Below are 19322 nucleotides of genomic sequence, written 5' to 3' on the forward strand. Positions count from 1 at the left end.
TCACACCAATTCCGGAACGAGAGCATACGCGCCGACGACGTCGACGGGCGTCACGGGAAAGACGTCGATGCGGCCAGCCCCTTTGACGGCCTCGCGGACGCGGCGGTGATCCGCGACGAGCGCCTGAGCGCGGTCTCGCGCGTGGCTTTCGATCGCTTCCTTCAAGCCAGGAAGCCGCGACAGCGCGGAGGCCACCTCGCGTTCCCTTGCAGTCGCCGACGTTTCGTGGGCCGCCGTCGCCTCGACGAAGGCGCCGGCGGCCGGCCCGGAAAGGCAGGCCTGGGCCGAGAGGCCCTCGAAAGCCAGTGCGCTTGTTTCCTCTGCGAGCAACGTAGTGTCTCCGGATGCGCCGGCCGTCACGATGCGATGGCGTATCCGCAGCAGGAACACGGTGGTGGGTTTCTTCACAGCGGCGGTCGACCACGCCCCGGTCCGAGCCAGCGCCGCGTAGTTCTCGGTCTCAGTCTTCTCGTCCAAGCTGTTCTCGATCAGGAGCTCGGCGAGCGCTTCGACCAACGGATGGGAGCGATGAAGGTGGTGATTGCTGCCACCGGTGCGGCGGATCCGGATTTGATCGCCGAGTTCGGAGTCCTGCAGCCGGCTTGCGAGAGCCTCTGGCAGCTTCCTCGCGTCCAGCCGGTATTCGTCGGCTTCCTTGACGAACGGCACGTCGAAGCGCCGAAGGGCGTGTTCGAGGAAGCGCGAAACCTGTCGAGGATTGCCGAGAACGTCGAGCGTCTTCTCCCATTCGGGCATCACGTCCTCGGGCTTGAGGCTGCGCTGAGCGAAGATGGTGAGATTACGTTTCTCCTTTTCGGCGGCGTCCCGCCAGGCCGCGTCCAGCCGTTCGGCCTCCGGAATCGACGCGAAGTCGAACGCCATCTGCTTGCCGCGGCCGGCCCGCTCGGACTTCCGTCGCAGCAGCAGAGCCTTGAGCAGCGCCTCCGTCATGCGGCGGTCGTCGTCGGGGAGCGGCACGGGTACGCCGGTATCCTTCTGGATGGCCTTCGCCTTCCTCAGGATGACTTCGAGGATAGCGCCGTCGACGGGATTGTTCTCCCCATAGATCAGAAGCGTCCGTACCAGATCTCTCGGTTGGCCGAAGCGATCGACGCGACCGTTGCGCTGTTGGTGGCGCGTCGGATTCCACGACATGTCGTAGTGGACAACAGCGTCGAAGTCTTCCTGCAGGTCGATACCTTCCGAGAGGCAGTCCGTCGCCACGAGAATCCTGCGATCCATCGCGCCCATTGCGGCGACCCGGGCCCTTCGTTCGTCCGCGGGAAGCCGCCCCGTGACGACTTCGACGCCGTGGTCCGGAAACCACTTCCGCACCGCTTCGCCCACCCACTCCGCCGTCGAGATGTAGCGGCAGAAGATGATGGGCGAGAAGCCCTCCTTCAGCATGCCTTCGAGCCGACCCGCAAGCTTCTTCAGTTTGGGGTCCTTCTTCGGATACTCCGCGAGACGCTGCGCCATCTCGACAAGCGCAACGAGATCCCCGTCCTGGGCCGTGGCGGGCTCGACGTCGTCCGCAACGAGGTCTTCGCCATCCCCGTCGAACAAAGAGGTCTGGTCGAGCACGTCTTCTTCGAGGCCTAGCCTCGTCCGCAGCGCCTGCAGCGCCGCCGCCGGGCTCGAGCCGATGCATCTCATGAGCGCGAGCATTCCCCAGAAGGCGAGGCGCTGCTTCCGTTGGTCATGTCCGACGCGCTCGACGATCTCGGTGCAGTAGTCGAGCACCATGTCCATGAACGCTTCGTGCTCGCCCGTGAGCCTGTAGGTTGTCTCGTCTTCCTCTCGACGCGGAAAGAGCCCCGGCTCCTTCCAGGCCTCGATGTCGACGCGCCGCCGTTGGACGAAATGGGCTGCCAGCCGCTCGCGCAATTTGGTGTATGCCGTGCCGCCGGCATCGCCCAGTCCGCCGAAATCAGAATCGAGCAGAGCCAGCAGCTTGTGGAACGCCTCTACATCTCCGCTGTGCGGGGTCGCGGTCAGAAGGACGAGATGCCTGTCGACGGCTTCTCCGAGCTCTTGCAGAAGCTGATACCGTTGATGTGTGGTGTCGCCGGCGCCGACGCAGGCGTGAGCCTCGTCGACGATAACGAATTCTGGGCACGAGCGGATGAACTCGTGACGTCGGCGGTCCGACTTGATGTAGTCCAGGCTAACGACCGTGAAGGGGTAGGCCCTGAAGATGCTGTCCGCCGTCGGCAGATCCCGCTCGAGGCGGGCGGCGGTGCCTGCCGTCACCGCGATCGCGGGCAGATGGAATTTGGTGTTAAGCTGCGTGACCCACTGCTCGACGAGATGGGGTGGACACAGGACGGCGCACCGCTGGATCTCGCCGCGGTCGTAGAGCTCGCGCGCGATGAGTCCCGCCTCGATGGTCTTGCCGATTCCGACGTCATCTGCGATGAGCAGCCGGACCGGGTCCAGCTTGAGGGCCATCATCAATGGAACGAGTTGGTAGGATCTCGGTTCGAAGGCGACGCGGCCCGCGCCGCGGAAGGGACCCGCGCCTCTGCGCAGTGCCAGCTGAAACGCGTCCCGCATGAGGAGCGCTTCGTCTTGAGGGCCGATCCGCTTGCCGTCAGGATCCGGGAAGCTCGCGGATTCCACCGGCTCGATTTCGAGCACGGGGTCGATGGTCAGCCAGTCGGATTCGGACCCGGACAGCGGACGGACCCGAAGCGTCTCTCCGCTCGTTCCGGGGAGAACCACCCATTCCCGCCCGCGCGCGCGGACGAGGTCGCCCGGTGTGAACCTCACGACTTCGTTCATTTCGCGGTACCCGTAAGTGCTGCTGCGAGCGTGTTAAGGATGGCGGCATCGATCTCCCTACCCCTCGGCAAGGGCACCACGGCCAGAGATAGATCCTGCAACGCGTCGGCGAGCGTCGGAAGCTCTTCCTCGTACACCGCGACGACGCGTCCGGAGCGCCAGATGAACGGCAGGCTCGCGCCGTTGACCAACAATGGCTTGGCGTCGAACGGCTGGATTCCGTGCGCGATCATGGCCCCGTGAAACCGGTCCACGAACTCCGGCCTGGCCTCCAACGGTGCCGCCGGATCCTCGATCCTCATCCTGCAGCGCGCGAGCCTGGACAGCGTTCTCTTGAATTGCGGATTCCGCCGGTCGATCGCCTCGTGATCGATCTGGTTGTAGTAGGAGAGGAGACAGCGATAGCAGCCGGCGACGCAGGCGGCGCCCTCCACGTCGTGCAGGTCCTTTTCCGCCGGCGTACAGGCGAATCGCCGCTCATCAAAATGACAGATTCGGATGGCCTCCCCGATGACCTGACCGAACGCGCGCGGATCCTCCACGATGCGCCCAAGGACGCCGGCCCCACCCTCGGCGGCTTCGTAGATCAGGATGGCGCGACGGTCTCCCCGCGAGGGAAGCGCCTCGCCGAGCAACTCGCCCTCTTCCAGCTGGAACGTCATTTCCAACCCGCGGAGGATGGCGTACTGGAGGTCGGCCATCTCGGTCGCGTCGCGAGTCTCGCCGCCGAACCGCAGCAGCAGCGCGTTCTTGCGGTCCTCGACGTAAGGAACGATCGGCTGCGGGACGGCGCGGGTGGGGTCGGGCGGCGCGTCCGCCTCGTCGTCGTCGAACGCGCGCTCCCAGTAGCCGTTCCGCGGATTGATGTTGAACCCGAGCCCCGCCTGCGGATCGCGCCGACGAAGTCCGACGTTGAAGCGCTTGATGGGCGTCGCCGGCGCGAAGGTGAGCGACGCAATGACGCCCTCGTCGTCCTCGAGGAGGGCGCTCTTGACGTCAAGTCGACCGTTGTGTCGCTGCGGCCACTGGAAGCCGGTTCTGATCTCGAACCCTTGCCGCTGACGCTCCTCGTCGTTCGCCGTGACGCGGGCGGCCGGCGCGGTCTGGACGTTCTCGATTTTGTAGCAGTGCGGGATTTCCTCGCAGCCTGCCAGGGCCGCATTGCAGACGTGGCAGAACTCCGGCTTGGGCGCCTGGTGGGACGCTCCGCACGCGCCGCAGACGAAGAAACGCTGTGTGGTCAAGTCTCCGCTTCCGGTGTTCATGCCTGCGTTGAGCAGCACGCGGACGACGCGGTGCGTGCGCCCCTCGTGATAGACGAGGCTTCTCGGACCGAACTCGCTGATGGCGAGGAAGCGCGGCCTCTGGATCACCGACTGGTTTCGGCGGTTTGATCCGGACGTGACGTACGCCGTGAGAGGCAGCCTGGGGAAGTTGTAGCCAGGCAGGAACCCTTCCGTCGCAAGGTATCGGTAGGTGTAGTAGTCGGACTGGTAGGACTCGGACCCGTCGCGCAACAGTTTGATCTGCGCCCCGGCCAGATCGCGCAGCCGCTCGGCCATCCGGTGCTCTTCGCGCGTGGCGCCGTGTCGCGTGAACGTCTCGTTGGCTTCCCGATACTGCTTCTCCGCGGAGGCGAGCAGGTTGCGCCACCGATTGAAGGCTTCGTCGAAGCGCACAGGAGAATGGCCCACGATGCTTTGGGCGTACGTCGGAAGATCGCCGAGCCAAGCGGGGGTGAGCTTCGTGTCCTCGAATAGGCCCTTCAGCATTCCGCTGATGCGGCCGAGCGCCCTTTGCGCGGCGTCCGCATCGCCGATCTTCCCAGCGATTTCGCCCACCAGCTTTCTGTCCTCGGTCCCGAGGTCCACGACCTGCGCGATCTGCGCGTTCAGGATGGCGCGCGTCTCGGCAAGCCAGATCGCCTGCAGATGGCTTTCGACCAGATCCTGATTGGTGAGGTCGATCGTCGGCGGCCTGACATGGCCCTTCACCACGGCCGCCGGATCCCGGAAGAAATACTGATCGTGAGGACTCTGGGCGGCGCAATAGGTCACGATAAGCGCGGGTTGACCCCCGCGGCCGGCGCGGCCGCTGCGTTGCGCGTAGTTCGCCGGCGTCGGCGGAACGTTGCGCAAGTAGACGGCGTCGAGGTCGGCGATGTCGACGCCGAGCTCCATGGTCGGCGAACAGACCAGGACGGGCAGGAAACTCTCGGTGTCGGCGATCTCCTGGAACTTCTCCTGGAATTCCGCTTGCTTCAGGCGCTTCTTGTCGGGGTCTCGCCAGCGGAAGCGCGCTTCGCGAAGCTGGCGCGTCTTGTTGTCGACCTGAGCGGTGTGTTCGCGGGCCTCGAACGAGAACACGGCGCGGTTTCTGCCGTCGATCATCGCGGCCAGCGCCTTGTAGAACTCGAGAAAGAACGGGTTGGGTTCTCTCTCGTCCGGAGGAACGCCGTCGCCGAGCTTGAAGACCACGGCGTTGCCGTAGATGTCCCAGTTGTCGATGCGCTCGCCCATGAACATCGGGCGCTTGCGGACGATCTGGTTTTCTGCCGCGCGCAGCATGTCGAACACGACGGACCGATAGTCGGCGGTGGTGAGGCGCGTGCCCCAGATCGAGAAGTCGGAGAGCAATCGCCCGAGCGCGCTGGTCGGCCCTCCGCGGACGCGCAAGACCTCTTCGTCCGCCGGGATCTGCGTGCGTTGCGACCGCCCCAGCACCAGTGCGGCGCCGATCCGGGGCCGCTCGTCCGAAAGCGTCCATGGCGCCTTCAGAAGTGCGGAGCGGCGCTGCAGCGCTTCGATCGAAGACTGATCGAGGCTGTCGGTCGCGACTGCGAGCGACTTCCGCATGTGGTCGAGCAGCACTGTGAACGCGCGCTTGCGACGGTCCGGCGTAGCGTTTCGCAGGATCGGGTGCGAGTCCTTGAACTTCTCCTCGTTGCGGCAGAGCGCGTCGAGCCCCTTGTATTCGACGCGCATCAGACCGAGCCGCTCGAGATTCGGGTTCGTGACGCGCCACGTCCGCCCCTGGTCGACCCAGATTCGGTGCGCCAAGACGTCGCGAACGGCGCGTTCGGCGTCGTTGAGCGTCGATCCCTCGCTGTTCGGGTTGGCGAGCCATTCCGGGTAGGTGTCGGGACTGTTCTGGTCGAACCCAAGGGCACGCTGGAGCGAACGCCCCATGAGGTCGTCTTCGAGACCATCGTCGCCGGCCCTGCGGAGCGCCGAAATCATGGCGGCGCGGAGCAGCGACACGAACACGAAGTCGTTGAAGTGGCCGGCCTGCAGCGCGCCGTCCTGCCGGTTGTCCGTAAACCCGAGTATCTTGCGTTTCAGATGGTCAATCGAGTTGTTCTGATCGTGCATCCACTTCAGGATTGAAGCGATGATGATCGTCGTCGCGGAGCTTCGGCCTTCCGCCGTCAGGCCCGCGAGCCGATACGTGTCGGATCCTCGCCCGCCGGTCGTCTCGCCGCAGGCCGCGCAGAATCGGAAGCGCTCCGGCTGAAACCACCCCTGCAAGCCGCTTCCCGCACTTCCGTCCGGACGGACCGACAGATTTTCTAGCTGGAAAGGACGATATCGTGCGATGAGACGCGGGGTGCCGTCCCTCGCCTGCTCCACCCAGTTGTCGGGATAGTCGTCGGGTTCGCCTCTGAAATCGATGCCGGTTGGCGGCGTCGGCATGAAGAAGCCGTAGACGCGCCCCTGAGCATCGGTCCGGTTGCCCGCCGGCGGCCGGTCCTCGATGTCTCGCTGCTCCAATGTCTTGGAGTCGTTCTCCGTCTTGAGCCAGACAGGATGATGCTCCTGACCGCAGTTGTGACAGAAGTGGAGTGCGAACAGCGCCTTCTCGCCTCCCGAGCCCGGCAGGAATCGTTGCCCGTCGAAAACCACCTTGCGCTGCCCGGGCGATTCGATGGTCGCATATGCGCGGCCGGCGCCCGAGATGAACTGATGAAGCCGGACTCCGAAAAACGGATCGTCCGAACCGCGGCCGGTACGCGCCTTCTCCGACTTGCTGGCGACGAGGAAGAGTTGCTCGAGAGCGCCGCGGCATAGCTGCGGCGAGACGCCGGCGTCCTTGGAAAGCTCGACCGCCGCATTGCTAACAGATAGAGGACGGGCTCGGACCCAGCGACCGCCCGGAGTTTCCGGCACGATACCGAGCCGGGTTTCGGCCCAGATGGAAAGCGGATGGGCTGCTAGCAGCGCGTTCGATGCGTTGCCCGGGACGCCGGTATTGACGGCTTTCGCCAAGCCGTGCTTCACGGATTCCCAGGTCTCGTCGACCTTCGTGACCCTCTCGAGCGTCTCGTTGATCACGCAGTCCTTGGTGATGGCGGTCGCGAAGAGTTCGCTGGCCACTCTGGCGACGGTCGCGTTGCCTTGCTCGCCGGCGTCGCTCGTCATGGTCGCCGACGTGCCGATGCAGGTTAGCGCCTTGCCGCCCGCGAGGCGATCCTTCGCGCGGCGGACGAGCATCGCCACGTCGGCTCCCTGCCGACCTCGATAGGTATGGATCTCGTCTAGGACGAGATAGTCGAGACCCTCGCAGTTGCCGATGACCTGACGGTCCAACTCGTCCTGTCGGGTCAGCAGAAGCTCGAGCATCATGAAGTTGGTGAGGATGATGTCCGGCGGATTGTCGGCGACCGTCCGACGCTCGGTCTCGGTCTCCTGACCGGTGTAGCGCGCATAGGTCACGCGATGATCCGGCGCAACATCCTTGAAGTATTTGTCGAGTTCGCCCAGCTGGCTGTTGGCCAAGGCGTTCATCGGATAGATCACGATGGCGCGGGTACGCGGACGGCTATCGGTTGTTCTGGCCTTCAGGGCGGCGTTGATGATCGGGATGAAGTAGCAGAGCGACTTGCCCGAGCCTGTTCCGGTCGTGACCACGAAGCTCTTGCCATCGTGATCCATCACTATGGATTCGGCTTGATGCTTCCGCAGCGCCCAATCCTTGAAGATGACGTCGCAGCCGGGGTGCAGCAGCTTCTGCTCGACGAACGCGTGAACGCTGCCCTCGATGAGGAACTTAGGATTGATCTGGACGATGGGCTCGGGCCAGAACTGACCGGAGTCATATTGAGCGTCAAGCTGAGACTTTATGTCTGTGGCGGCGATCTTAGTGAATGAACGCGAAAAGCGCGCGTACTCTTCGACCAGATTGCGGCTGAGATCGAAGACGTTCATCCTTACTTCCCCTGGCTGCAGGACGCATCATTCAGCGCGAGACACTGCTTGGCGCTCTAAAAAGCCGTGTTGTCGCGCAGCCGGCCTTGACCCGCGGTTGACGTCGTCCGGAACTCACCTTCCGGAAGCTTCCCGCCGCTACCGATTGTGTGCCCTTGTCAGTGGTGCAATCTGGCGCACGGTCCCATGGGTTGCGTGGCGAGGCAAGTGGAGGTGCGGGTCTTTCCCCATTAACTCCAAACGCTTCCGCCGCATGCTGACTGCCGTCAACCCATCAGTTGTGTGCTGCGGGATCCCCTTCGCCGCGATGCCCAGGCTTTCGCTGGGGCGGCTTCGCGCTTGGCGGGTTGCTAAAAGCCGATCGGAGAACAAAGTTTTTGCTTGCAATCTTAATTATGCCATATTTTCTGTGTACCTGATTTGTTCCAGTCAAGTTATTCTCAAGGTGCCTCCGTTGAATGACAACGCTCTCCCCCAAATCCACTTCCGTCTGACCGAAGCAGAAGCCCGGCAGATGGACGATGCCCGTGCTCGTCTGCGCCTTTCCAGGAATGACCTAGTCCGCCTCGCCTTGGATGACCTGTACCGAGGGCCGCGCCTCAAGCCACGCGAGCATGCCATCACAGCCGGTAAGGCGGTGCCAGCCGTCGCTGCCTGACCCCAGAAACGACAAAGCCCAAAGCGTTGACGCGCCATGGGCTTCAAATGTCGACCATCTCCGTTCAACCCGCTGAGATCGAACCCTCGACTCCAACAGGATCAAGTACGCTCACTATGTCACGGAATTCCGAAAAACGCAAACACGCCAACGACAACACCAAGTCCGAACAGATAGCAGTGAACATCAGCCGCGTCCGCCGCGCGATCGACTTCTGGGATGGATTCACCGGCGGTGAAAGGCTGGTCGCCGGTGTGATCGCCGATCACTTCAATGCCGAGGAAGGATACGCCTTCCCCTCCTACCGATACCTTGAGTTCGTGTACGGCTTTAGCCAGGCCACGATCTCCAGCACGGTAAGGAAGTTGCGCAAGGGTCTCATGACCATCGATCGGTCGGGAGGAAACAATCGGTACAAGCCGGACCCTCAGAAAGTGGAGTCTGTACTGGCCCGCCTGGAAGCGAAGCGTGCGGAATGGAAGGTCAGGAAGCCGAAGCAAGGTGCTTCGCGAGATGAAGCAGGTGCTTCGCGAGATGAAGCAGAGGTGCTTCGTGAGGTGAAGCCTAATGTCCAACGCAATGCCCAACCGAAAGACCAACAAATTCCCGACGAAGATTCGTCGGGGGTGTCCGCTCGCTCTTCTCAGAGGGAGCGCGCCTCTGGCGCCGACTGGGAGGAGGGGCACGAGAAGCAGACCGGTGGATACAAACAGAGCCGCGAAAAAGCAGAGCAAGATTGGATGGAACTGAATCGTATCCTGACCGGAACATCGGAAGAGGCCGAGCACCAACCATCGGCGACTGCCGACCAGGGAGCGAAGGTTCGCTGGCACAGGCTGTTGCGGTCTGGCGTCCCGTCCAGTCAGATCCTGCAAGTCGCGCGTGGCTACCTGGAACGCCGCAGGGCCGATGGGCAGTGGCAAAGCGGCGTTGGAGGTTTCCTGGTGCGCTTCGATCCAGAGCAACGTGAGGACGGGTCTTACCCGGACGATGAGCAGCACCCTGCGAACGATAACCGCCGCTTCGATCGTGCCAGCGGCGAGCAGTGCGGCACCTATGGCGGCCAGTGCGACCCAGGCGCACCGTTCTGATCGACCTAGCCGGCAGCGTCACTGCCGCTGCCGACCCCTTCTCATCCACGCCATCACATCGGCCGGCCTCTCGCTCGGCCGGCCCTCACTAATGCCGACACCCCCCAATGGAGGGCCTCCGGCCGACAAATTGAATTGCTATGTCAGGCCCAGCAGTTTTCCGGCGATGATTCCGAGCAGCCCGCCAACTAGTGGTCCAAGGATGAACGGTATGCTGAGGTTATGCCAGAACGCCGCCGAGTTCTGAGCGTTGCGCCACAGGTACCATAGGCCCGCGCCGCATCCGGCGAACGCACAGCCCATCACAAGTTCGCTGGCTCGCATCTTCGCTCCTTGCGAAACTCACCACGCAATAATAGGTCGCTCACGGGGCGCAGAGACGAGGGCTGCCGCATGCAGGTTTACGTGCCTTTCGCCCGCCCGGCGAACCAAGACAAGAAGCATTTTCCCTTGGGGACTTGCACCGCTAAGCCGGCGCGAGTCGACTGGCGACAGGACTCCGAAAAGTTTGAAAAGGCGCTCGTGAAGTTGCTTGGCTCTCATAGAGCTGCGGCCGACTACATGAAACGCCTTGAGCACAAGGTTCGCGAACGGCAACGGGGATAACCCGAGGCGATGGCTGCCGACGCGCTAGTTACCCCTTCCATAAAAGGCTAAATAATTGCGGGGCAGCCATGCAAAATTACATGGTATTTGACTTGACATTTCGTGCAAATCAAGGCAGGGAATACCTGATGATAGCAGAACTAAACACGAACAACCATTAGCCCGTTCGTACCTGCCCAGATCACCTGCACCACCACTGCCCGCGCCCGCTGCTTCACTGCACGCGGGTTTTTTGCATTTTGGAGATCCAAATGAAACGAAGCTTCGACACCCATGAACTTGTGTCGAGTCCGATGCAGCACGTCACCATGTTGCTCCCGAAGGTCCTGCTCGACCATATCGATCAGGCTGCGCAACTCGACGATCCATCCAGTCCGAATCGATCAAGCTGGATGCGCCGCGCGCTGATCTCTGCCCTTCGCCGAGAGGCTGCCTGAGATGAGCATGGACTTAATTGAGGACGCCGTCGTCTCTGCTGCACGCTCCCAGGGCTACGCGCTCAACTCCACGATCATGGCGACGGTCGCAGTTGATTTGGCCGGCAGCAAGTTGGACGGTGACCTGATCACGATCCCCGGTAAGGGCTCGCTGTCCGTCCAAGACTATCTTCGCGACCTGCATGACCGTGCTCCGAGCGGTTTCGGCGGGCTGCAACGGGACAAGCCGGACGCGGAGCGGACAATCAGCGAGATGCGTCGGAAACGTCCGCTCGACGCCGCATGGCATGCACGCCATGCCAGAGCCACCGGCATCACCAAGACCATGATGGACGAGATCGCGAGGAACCGCGCATGACTAACAGAATGTTCTACAAACTTAACTCCGCCACCATCGACGAGGTATCACCCGAGGTAAGGGAGCAGCGAGTTTTCCAATTGCTGGAACTGGACCGGCAGCGGCGCCTCTCGGAAGCACGATATGATGTCGAGACCGCGCAGGCAGCTCTCCTAAGGGTGCGAGACACCTCCGCGGAGGAAGCCGCACTCGCCGCGGCTCAGAAGCACCTTGCTGAAGTTGAGCGAGAGGCCCCACATGGTTGACCAAGTTCGGTCATCCCAATGGTAAAGTACGGACCGGTTTCAGCTTCTCCAGAGTCGCCGGTCCATTGGAGGCGCAACGGTGATTTACATGAGACGACTCGCAGGACTGCACGCGCTCGCGTTGGCTCTCGCTGTTGTGCCTCCCGCCCTTGCCGGACCCTACTGCACACCCACCCACGGTCGCGACCAGATCGCCAAAGCCGGCAGCGTTTGTCCGGTAGGGTATCTGGCGTCGGGATCGTGCTGCATCGCTCTCCATGTGGACACGCCACGCGCGTTTGCCCGTCTGCCCGACCGATCGTGCCCGACTGGGACATTCACCAGCGCCGGCAGGTATTGCGTGTCACTGCGGTAGCCGCGCTAACACGCGCTGCACCTGCACCGCCTGCCACTTTCCGTTGCCGAGCGCGGTAGGAATGCCGGCCTCGTTCAAGGCATCTGCAATCGCCCGCAAAGACGTGGCGCCGTCCGCCTGTAGCTTACGGATCGTCGGGCCGATAACTGCTGCATGTTTCGAGGTGCGGTCCAGTAGGGCTTTCCGAGACGCTTCCTGCATCTTCGCGCCGGGGACAACGCCACGGTTGCCACCGAGCTGCTTACCGCGCCGCTTGGCCGCTGCCAGAGCCGCCTTGGTTCGGGCTGAGATCATGCCGGCTTCTAACTCGGCCACGGCAACCATCTGCTGGAGAAGGAAACGACCTGTAGCGCCTTCGATCACAGGCAGATCGGCGAACCGAACGTCAACACCAGCCTCAAGCAGGCGGGACAAAAAGGCCACCGAGCGCGTAAGGCGGTCAACCTTGGAGACGACCAAGGCGGCCCGATGCAGTCGCGCCGCGGCCAGTGCCTGCTCCAGCGCGGGCCGGTCAGACCGCTTGCCTGACTCCACCTCGGTGAACTCGGCAACGATCGTCCAGTCGCCCCCGTTGAGATATGCCGAGACCGCCGCGCGTTGAGCCTCGATGCCGAGACCAGACTTGCCCTGCTTGCCGGTCGAAACCCGGAAGTAGGTGACGAACTTCCCGTTGTGCTGCGCCATGACTCGCCTGTTACAGATACTTCAACGTCCGTTGACGTATCTGTAACGCAGGGAGAGTTGTCCCGTCAACGAAATCTTTCGATCTTCGGTTCTCTCCCATGGCTCCGGTGCAGGCCACGGTGGAGAGTCGCTGAGCTGCCGTCGCCACGGAAGTCTGCCGTGGTCGGTCACCGACCCCGGCGCCCAGCGTCGTCCGTCCGCGTGCCCTCGCTCGCGTGGTGACGGTCAGTGATCACCAGCCGGGGGAGGCTGTCTGTCGCTCATATACGGCGCGGGGTGCGTCGCTGCGAACGACTAGACGCAGTCCGCCCCATGCTGACCGCTTGCCACAGTGACGGACCCTCGCGACCACGGTCGGGCTTCTCACTTCACCGTCCGCCGTGGAGCACCATCACAATCATCATCACGTCCTCGCCCCTGCACAGGCCAGTGAAGTTTCCCAGCGCTCGTAAGCGCGGGAGGGGTGAAGGCGAGATTTTTTTATGCGGCATGGGACTCGGGTGAGAAGTGCCAGCTCCGCAGCCACCAACAAAAAGCGGACTTACGGCCATCCCCGGGCCTTCGATATACCCGTGGAGGTTCACGCATCCGCATGACCCCCACCCCCGAAATAATCGGGCGTCACCATTTCACGCGCCATATGCCCGCATTTTCCAAAAGGCGATTTTCCCCATCGTCACCGTCCGCGCGATCGACGCGCCAACAACAAGAGAAACATGTCAGAGATCATCAGTGTACACGCCTCATTGACCGCGACCGACAGCGCGAGCCCCGTCATCGCCGGACTTCTCCGGAACGTTCGCAAGCTTGAGGCCGCAGTCAAGTCCATCAACGGCATCTCAGCATCCAAGCTGTTTCCCGACAGTGTCTCAGCCGGCCTCCAGAAGATCACCGACGACGCTCGGAAGGCTGCGTCGACCTATCGCACTGAATGGAAGTCGGCCTATGCGGACAGCCTGCGTGACGCGCGGGCGTTCCATCGTGAACTGGACCGCCTCGACCGGCAGACCTACAACCGCAGGCAGGCTGAGCAACGCGCCGTTGGTCGTGGTGCCAGCTCCGGCGGCCGTGGCGCGCTCCCCCGTGGCATTTCGCCAACCACCACGCTCATCTCAGGCGGCATCACCATCTCCGGCGTCGCGTCCGCCTTCAAGCGGCGGATGGAAGCCGACGTCGCCGAGACCAAGGCGCAAATCTTCGGCGGGCTGTCGCAGGCTGAGGTGAAGCGGCTTCGTGGTGACTGGTCGGACCAAGTCGCGAGCAAGTTCGGCGAGTCCGCTGCCGCGGTGCTGGACAGCTACACCGAGGCGCTCAAGCAGGGCTTCGACGCATCGGCCGCAAAAAAGGTCACAGAGAACGCCTTGGAAGCTTCGTCGGCGCTCGAAATGAACATCGGTGAGTTGATGAAGCTGGCCGGTAAGACCGCAACCGCTCTCTATGGCAACGTCCGCAACGCCGATCCCGCCCGCGTAGCGCGAATGATGACCTCGGTGGCCGTGGCCGCCGCTGCGACTGCCGCAGACCCGAACGAAGTGGTTGAGGCAAATAAGCGCGCTCTGTCAGCCCTGAGCACGACGCGGATGAAGGAAACCGACCTGAGCGCCTTCACGTCGGTGGGTATCTCGGCAGGCCTCCAGCCGAACAAGGCCGGTACGTTCCTTGGCTACTTGACGTCCGAATTCGCCAACGCAGGCAACGCTCGCGGGCAGCGCGGGAAAGATCTGGACCAGGCCGCACGGATGATCGGGTACGGCGGCCGGGCGCAGATGGCTCAGCGAATGGCCGCAGCGCCGACTGAATTTTTGCTCGGCCTGTTCGACCAGATGCGAAAAATGTCAGAAGGGAATAGATCAAAGTTTGCAACTTTAGCGGGTCAGAGGGAATGGAGAGATGAGCTAGTCCAGATGGCCAAGGCCTCTGATCAAATCCGGGAGACCCTGTGGGAAATCGACCAAAAGAGCAACGCGGCGTCCGCGTTCTCAGCGACGAAACTGAACTCGCTTCAGAAACGCTGGGACCGCATCAAGGCCATGTTCGGGCTCGCATGGGAGAAATTCGGGAGCGGCTTCGAGCAGAGCTTCATTGAGGTATCCGATTGGTTCGATCGACATACCGGCATCTTCACCTCCAGCAAGATCGCGGAGAAGTCCAGAGACCTTGTCGAGCGCCTGAAGAAGTCCTTTGGCGTCGCCAACATGGGTGACGCGCTCGACAAGATCGCCGCGAAACTGTCGTCCATCGACGTAAACAAGATCATCGGTTTTGCGTCGGGCTTCGTGGGCGGGCTCAAGTCAGTCTCCGATACCGTCATCGCCATGCTGAAAGGCGTCGCCACAGCCATGGGCAAGGATGGTAACAGCGCTGAAGTCCTGGGTAAGTTGGTCGGCCAGATCGTTGCCCTCTCCATCGCGCTGGGAACGCTCGCCCCGCTCATGGCGGTGTTCGCTGGCGTTGCGAACATCATCAGCCGCATCGCGGGCCTGCTCGGTGGTCGGGCGTTGCTCGGTGCCGCCACCGGCAACCCCGTCGGAACTGCCGCGTTGCTGGCTTGGCTTTTGGCGGAGAACAACGATGCCGCCTTGCCCGACTCCGCGAAGAAGCGGCCGGGCGAGACGACAAGCCAATGGCGAGAGCGGCAACGCCAGCACAAGAAAGACCTGTACCAAAAGCAGTCCGGCGGCGGCTTCAACCCCGCGGACGTTCACCCGATGAGCTTCATTGGGAACAAGCTCGACAATCTCGGTGGGAAGATCGAACGCGCCTCGTTCATGAGCACTGACTTCAGTTCCCACGGGCGCACCTACAGCAGCGGCGGCGGACTAGCCGGCAGCGCGGCGATCAGCGCCAACATGAACCGGATCCTCAGCGGCACCGGCACTCCCGATGCACTGTGGAAGAACGTGACTCCGGGCGGCATCCTTCCGAACTTCGGTGTTGGCTCTGGCGGTATCATCAAGCGCAGCAACATCCCTTCCTTCAACGGTGGAGGCGGCAGCGTCGACGATATGAGTAGGTCCGCCTTCGACAAAAAGTTCGCCGGCACGCCTCTGGCAGGCAAATACGATCAGATCGTCGCCGCAGCCAGAACCAACGGCATCCCGCCTGCGCTGCTGGCTGGAGTGATCGCACACGAAACCGGCAACGCTCATGTGCTGTCGGGAAACAACGTGGCGGGCCTGATGGACCCGGCAACCGGCATGGCGAAAAAGATGCGGTTCGCCAGTCTCGATGCAGGGATCAGCCGGGCGGGCCAAGTGGTCGCAAAGAACTACAGTCTGGCCGGCGGCAACCTCGACAAGATGGGGGAGCGCTATGCACCGGTCGGGGCCGCGAATGATCCACGTAGACTGAACAGCGGCTGGCCCGCGGGCGTGCGCAAGCAGATGAATGCGCTGTCCGGCGGCGGATCAGCAGGCAGCGGCGATGCCGTTGCATGGGCCGAAAAGTACAAGGGCATGAACGAGTACACCGACAACCGTTTGTTGGCGTCAGCCCTTGGCGGTGACGTGCGCGGCAAGTCGAATGCTTGGTGTGCTCGCTTCGTTAACAAGGCGTTGGACGCGGCCGGAGGTAAGGGCACGGGCAGCGCGGTGGCGAACAGCTTCCAGAGGTGGGGCTCCGCGATCAGCCCTCCCGACGTCAAGCGCAATGACGTTCTGCTCCAGACGAACGGCCTTGGTTACAATCAGTCCGGTGGTCACGTAGGCCTCGCGACCGGCGAGACCCGCATGCAGAACGGCCGGCTGCAAATCAAGATGCTGGCCGGTAACGATGGTGACGCGGTTCGCGAGCACTGGATCGACGCCGACAAGAACCTGATGGTTCGTCGCGGTAATCCCATCGGTCAGGTCCCGTCGCCGGCTGAAGCGATCAAGAGTGTTCCCGCGGCGCCTCAAGCGGGCGTCCCGACGAGGGGTGGCTTTGGCGGTGGCAGCGGCGGCAACGTCGCTATCCACATCAACGGCAACAGTCACGATCCAGAAGCACTCGCGACATTGGTCCAGCGCCGCGTCGACGAGTCCATGAACTGGCGCGCCCATGACTCAGAGAGTGAGTATACCTGATCCCAGTCCTACGGGGCCGGGCGGGAGAGACATCACTGCGCAGGCGGATGCAGCCTCGCGTGAAAGGCCTCTCCCGTTTGTCTGAATGCAAATGCTCAGCTCGAAATTGCAAATTCCAATGCCCGCATTCCGCCCGTATGAATCACCGGACTATCATCCAACGGAGTCACACATGCACTATGCCAGCTATAGCATCACCAGACATAAGGGCCGCTTCGTCGGGTTCGATCCGAATGAGCCTGAGGCCTTCAAGATCCTCTCGCGTGATCTGAGGCGGCTCAAGGCCGGCATCGATGCACTGTGGCTGCCATGCGTCGTCGGTAATTCGAGACAGCTTGCGGATGAGAGCGCGCCAAGATGGCGCCGCGAGTGGGCGAGAAATCCGGCCGGTGAAGTCGATCTCGACGCAGAGAATGCACGCGGTGCCTGCTGAGACATCAGCCACACCGACCACCGGACTCCTTTGCAACGCCCTCAGCCGATCCGGCCGGGGGCGTTTTTTGCAATCCGGGGGATGGAATTGATCACCCGCGCCATGGCGAACACCGACACGTCGCCGTAGTCCTCGCCAGATGTTCGGGCCGCGTGGCCCTGAATGGCGTCGATGACTCGCGGATCGAAACCAAGATTACGACTGACTGAACTGAGGCGGTGCCGCCATGCGTGGTTAGGCTGGACCCGTTCGTCGGTTACAACTGCCCGAACAAAATCAAGAACACGTTTGTAGCTGCCTTTCGCGAACAGCGGGCCGTCTCCTGAGTCGGCGACGAAGCGCAACAACCCGAGTTCGATGAGGTGTGGGTGGACAGGGACCAGCCGGTAAGTCCCCGTCTTGATGCTCCCGGCAAGTGGATTGAGATCAAAAACATCGTGGCCTGACTCGGTGCGAACATCCTCCTTCCGAAGCTGTAACGCCTCCGCAATCCGGCAGCCGGTATAGCAGGCGATCAGCGGAGCCCAACGCTTGGCGGCGGCCGTCCTCGAGTCCTCTTTCGGCTTCTGCACGTAAGAACAGCAGGCCTCGAAGATCGCGCCGGCTTCCTGGTCTGTGAAGCCCTTCGGACGGGACCGGATTTTCTTTTCTGCCTTGACCTTGACTACGTCGGCCGGATTGTTCGTCAGCTTCCGATTGTCTACTGCCCAGCCGAAAACGGACTTGATCCCCGGCAGATCACCATCCTTCAAGGTCTTGGCGGTCACGACCTTCAGGCGCGCATCCTTGAATGCAAGCATATCCTCCGCGGTCACACGGTGAGCATCGTCATGACCGAGATGCTTGACCAGTCGATCGATGGCACCCTTGTAAGTGTCATAGGTGGTCCGACTGCGGCCAGTCGCTTTGGCTTCTGCCCACCACAGGTCAAGCAAGCCGGTGATCGTCTGCCGCGGCTTGATCGCTGCTACGCTTTCGATCGGTGGGAAGCGCTGCGCCTTCGGATCAGGGCTGTAATCCCCCTCCGCATTGCGTCGTAGCTGCCAGCCCGCATCGAGGCTGGCCATGCCGACCAAGCGCAGGAAGCGTCGCCGGTCATTCGGGTTTAGGTGGATGCGCTGTCGGATCAGAACCCAATCCGCGAGAAGCCCGAACCGATCTTCGAGCGCGTCATACTGATCGGCCGGAAAGGCATTGACAGCCGCAGTCAGATCACCAGGCCCAAACAGCTCCGTCGCGGTACTCGCCTCGTTCGGCATCAAGGCTGCCGGCGGTGGACTCTTGATGCGGCCCTCAAGCGCCGCGCGACTGAGCGCCTTGTGATACATCCATGCGTCAGGTTCGCCGGGGTTGTTGCGGTGGATTTCCTGATACAGCCGGTACGTCTCGCCGCTCAGCGCGACCATGTCCTTGTGACTGAGACTGATCGGAGCCGCTTCGGTCAGATCGAACAACCGGCGAAGATGATCCAGAGCGTTGGCCTGTCGCGCCTCCGCAATGGTCCTGTCGTCCGTCCCGAGGCTAAACGCTACGTCGCTTCCGATCGTCACCGTCCGGACGAATGGATAGTCGTCTGGTGTGCTGATGCTGAGCAACACGCGCTTGCCGCGTAGTCGATCGACGATCTTAGTCGGAACGCGAATTCGGAATTGGGGAACGATCGAGCCGGCACGCTGGGACATCGAGAACTTCAGGGAAACCATGGGTCTGTGTGGCACTCTTGTGTGGCACTCAGGACCGAATTTCCAATAAAATCAACGCAGCCAGTGGGATGAATGGTGCTGCCAGACAGGATTGAACTGTCGACCTCTCCATTACCAATGGAGTGCTCTACCACTGAGCTACGGCAGCATGTGCTGGGGTAAGAATCGGCCGCCACGAGGGGCCTACCAAGCGGCCGATATCTGCCACAAGCCCCCCTCCTGTGCAAGCTTGCTAGCTCCGCCAAAGCGATAAAATCGGGTCGATATCGGGGCCAAAATGCCTATTTTGGCCCGAAACGGCCGACTTTCCGCGGATTAGGTTCCGATATCCCCACCCAACTGGCCAGTTGCCCGATATGCGGGATTCGATCCATTTCGATTTTCGCACGATCGGATCGCGCGGGCCTCTTGAGCTGCCTTATTCCTCGGGCATGTTATCGCCGATCGCTGTAATGGACCGGTGATGGCTGACGAGAACGACAAGAGCACGAAGCAGGACTCCAGACAGGACCGGGCGTCCCGCGACGACCGCCTCAAATCGGCGCTGCGCGAAAATTTGAAGCGGCGAAGGATGCAGGCGCGCGAACGGGCCGCAAGTGGCGGCCCCTCGCAGAACGAAGATGATTCCCTAGATGAGGGGGCCGCCGACAAGATAACCGGCAAGACCGGCGACTAGAATTTTTGGAGTGCATGGACGTGG

Annotated in this window: 12 protein-coding genes and 1 tRNA gene; 6 read left to right on the forward strand and 7 right to left on the reverse strand. The window is 62.4% G+C overall.

Annotated features, from left to right (window positions below; all coding sequences use genetic code 11):
- Together AC0L20_RS16075 and AC0L20_RS16080 are read right to left on the reverse strand one after the other, a co-directional pair.
- The gene (locus AC0L20_RS16075; protein ID WP_473289612.1) at positions 1-2784 is read right to left on the reverse strand and encodes a helicase-related protein; all 2784 of its coding nucleotides are present in this window, start codon (positions 2782-2784) and stop codon (positions 1-3) included.
- Positions 2781-7988: a DEAD/DEAH box helicase gene (locus AC0L20_RS16080; RefSeq protein ID WP_473289614.1), complete on the reverse strand. Its 5208-nt coding sequence runs from the start codon at positions 7986-7988 to the stop codon at positions 2781-2783. The genes AC0L20_RS16075 and AC0L20_RS16080 overlap by 4 nt, the downstream gene beginning before the upstream one ends.
- A gap of 253 nt (positions 7989-8241) precedes the next feature.
- On the opposite strand from AC0L20_RS16080, the gene AC0L20_RS16085 reads away from it, so the two are divergent.
- Positions 8242-8646 carry a hypothetical protein gene (locus AC0L20_RS16085; protein ID WP_473289616.1) on the forward strand — a complete coding sequence of 135 codons (405 nt, stop codon included), beginning with the start codon at positions 8242-8244 and terminating at the stop codon, positions 8644-8646.
- A 47-nt stretch (positions 8647-8693) separates the two neighbouring features.
- Entirely contained in the window at positions 8694-9737 is a 1044-nt protein-coding gene (locus tag AC0L20_RS16090; protein ID WP_473289618.1) for a hypothetical protein, read from the forward strand.
- 138 nt (positions 9738-9875) lie between these two features.
- Here AC0L20_RS16090 and AC0L20_RS16095 read toward each other — a convergent pair whose 3' ends face one another.
- Together AC0L20_RS16095 and AC0L20_RS16100 are read right to left on the reverse strand one after the other, a co-directional pair.
- Positions 9876-10061 (reverse strand): hypothetical protein, encoded by a 186-nt coding sequence (locus tag AC0L20_RS16095; RefSeq protein WP_473289620.1) that lies wholly within the window; start codon positions 10059-10061, stop codon positions 9876-9878.
- A 422-nt stretch (positions 10062-10483) separates the two neighbouring features.
- Entirely contained in the window at positions 10484-10699 is a 216-nt protein-coding gene (locus tag AC0L20_RS16100; protein ID WP_473289622.1) for a hypothetical protein, read from the reverse strand.
- Positions 10700-10787: 88 nt separating this feature from the next.
- Here AC0L20_RS16100 and AC0L20_RS16105 point away from each other — a divergent pair, with 88 nt between their 5' ends.
- On the forward strand, positions 10788-11138 hold the full coding sequence (locus tag AC0L20_RS16105) for a hypothetical protein (RefSeq protein ID WP_473289624.1): 351 nt from the start codon (positions 10788-10790) through the stop codon (positions 11136-11138).
- 588 nt (positions 11139-11726) lie between these two features.
- Here the strand turns inward: AC0L20_RS16105 and AC0L20_RS16110 are convergent.
- Positions 11727-12422 carry a recombinase family protein gene (locus AC0L20_RS16110; protein WP_473289625.1) on the reverse strand — a complete coding sequence of 232 codons (696 nt, stop codon included), beginning with the start codon at positions 12420-12422 and terminating at the stop codon, positions 11727-11729.
- A gap of 716 nt (positions 12423-13138) precedes the next feature.
- On the opposite strand from AC0L20_RS16110, the gene AC0L20_RS16115 reads away from it, so the two are divergent.
- On the forward strand, positions 13139-16486 hold the full coding sequence (locus AC0L20_RS16115) for a phage tail tape measure protein (RefSeq protein WP_473289627.1): 3348 nt from the start codon (positions 13139-13141) through the stop codon (positions 16484-16486).
- 172 nt (positions 16487-16658) lie between these two features.
- Positions 16659-16919, forward strand: a complete 261-nt coding sequence (locus AC0L20_RS16120) for a hypothetical protein (RefSeq protein ID WP_473289629.1) — start codon at positions 16659-16661, stop codon at positions 16917-16919.
- A gap of 41 nt (positions 16920-16960) precedes the next feature.
- Here the strand turns inward: AC0L20_RS16120 and AC0L20_RS16125 are convergent, their stop codons facing one another.
- Positions 16961-18601 (reverse strand): hypothetical protein, encoded by a 1641-nt coding sequence (locus AC0L20_RS16125; RefSeq protein ID WP_473289631.1) that lies wholly within the window; start codon positions 18599-18601, stop codon positions 16961-16963.
- A 94-nt stretch (positions 18602-18695) separates the two neighbouring features.
- A tRNA-Thr gene (locus AC0L20_RS16130) sits at positions 18696-18770 on the reverse strand.
- A gap of 315 nt (positions 18771-19085) precedes the next feature.
- Between AC0L20_RS16130 and AC0L20_RS16135 the strand changes: the two genes are divergently transcribed.
- Positions 19086-19298 carry a hypothetical protein gene (locus AC0L20_RS16135; RefSeq protein WP_473289633.1) on the forward strand — a complete coding sequence of 71 codons (213 nt, stop codon included), beginning with the start codon at positions 19086-19088 and terminating at the stop codon, positions 19296-19298.
- The last annotated feature ends 24 nt before the right edge of the window (positions 19299-19322 follow it).

The sequence above is a fragment of the Bradyrhizobium sp. Kon58 genome (assembly GCF_055807455.1).

Excerpts from the sequence above, each read along its gene's own strand:
- AC0L20_RS16095 (WP_473289620.1), bottom strand. The coding sequence starts at position 10,061 with ATGCGAGCCAGCGAACTTGTGATGGGCTGTGCGTTCGCCGGATGCGGC.
- AC0L20_RS16105 (WP_473289624.1), top strand. The coding sequence starts at position 10,788 with ATGGACTTAATTGAGGACGCCGTCGTCTCTGCTGCACGCTCCCAGGGC.
- AC0L20_RS16075 (WP_473289612.1), bottom strand. The coding sequence starts at position 2,784 with ATGAACGAAGTCGTGAGGTTCACACCGGGCGACCTCGTCCGCGCGCGC.
- AC0L20_RS16085 (WP_473289616.1), top strand. The coding sequence starts at position 8,242 with ATGCTGACTGCCGTCAACCCATCAGTTGTGTGCTGCGGGATCCCCTTC.
- AC0L20_RS16115 (WP_473289627.1), top strand. The coding sequence starts at position 13,139 with ATGTCAGAGATCATCAGTGTACACGCCTCATTGACCGCGACCGACAGC.
- AC0L20_RS16135 (WP_473289633.1), top strand. The coding sequence starts at position 19,086 with ATGGCTGACGAGAACGACAAGAGCACGAAGCAGGACTCCAGACAGGAC.
- AC0L20_RS16125 (WP_473289631.1), bottom strand. The coding sequence starts at position 18,601 with ATGTCCCAGCGTGCCGGCTCGATCGTTCCCCAATTCCGAATTCGCGTT.
- AC0L20_RS16110 (WP_473289625.1), bottom strand. The coding sequence starts at position 12,422 with ATGGCGCAGCACAACGGGAAGTTCGTCACCTACTTCCGGGTTTCGACC.
- AC0L20_RS16120 (WP_473289629.1), top strand. The coding sequence starts at position 16,659 with ATGCACTATGCCAGCTATAGCATCACCAGACATAAGGGCCGCTTCGTC.
- AC0L20_RS16080 (WP_473289614.1), bottom strand. The coding sequence starts at position 7,988 with ATGAACGTCTTCGATCTCAGCCGCAATCTGGTCGAAGAGTACGCGCGC.
- AC0L20_RS16090 (WP_473289618.1), top strand. The coding sequence starts at position 8,694 with ATGTCGACCATCTCCGTTCAACCCGCTGAGATCGAACCCTCGACTCCA.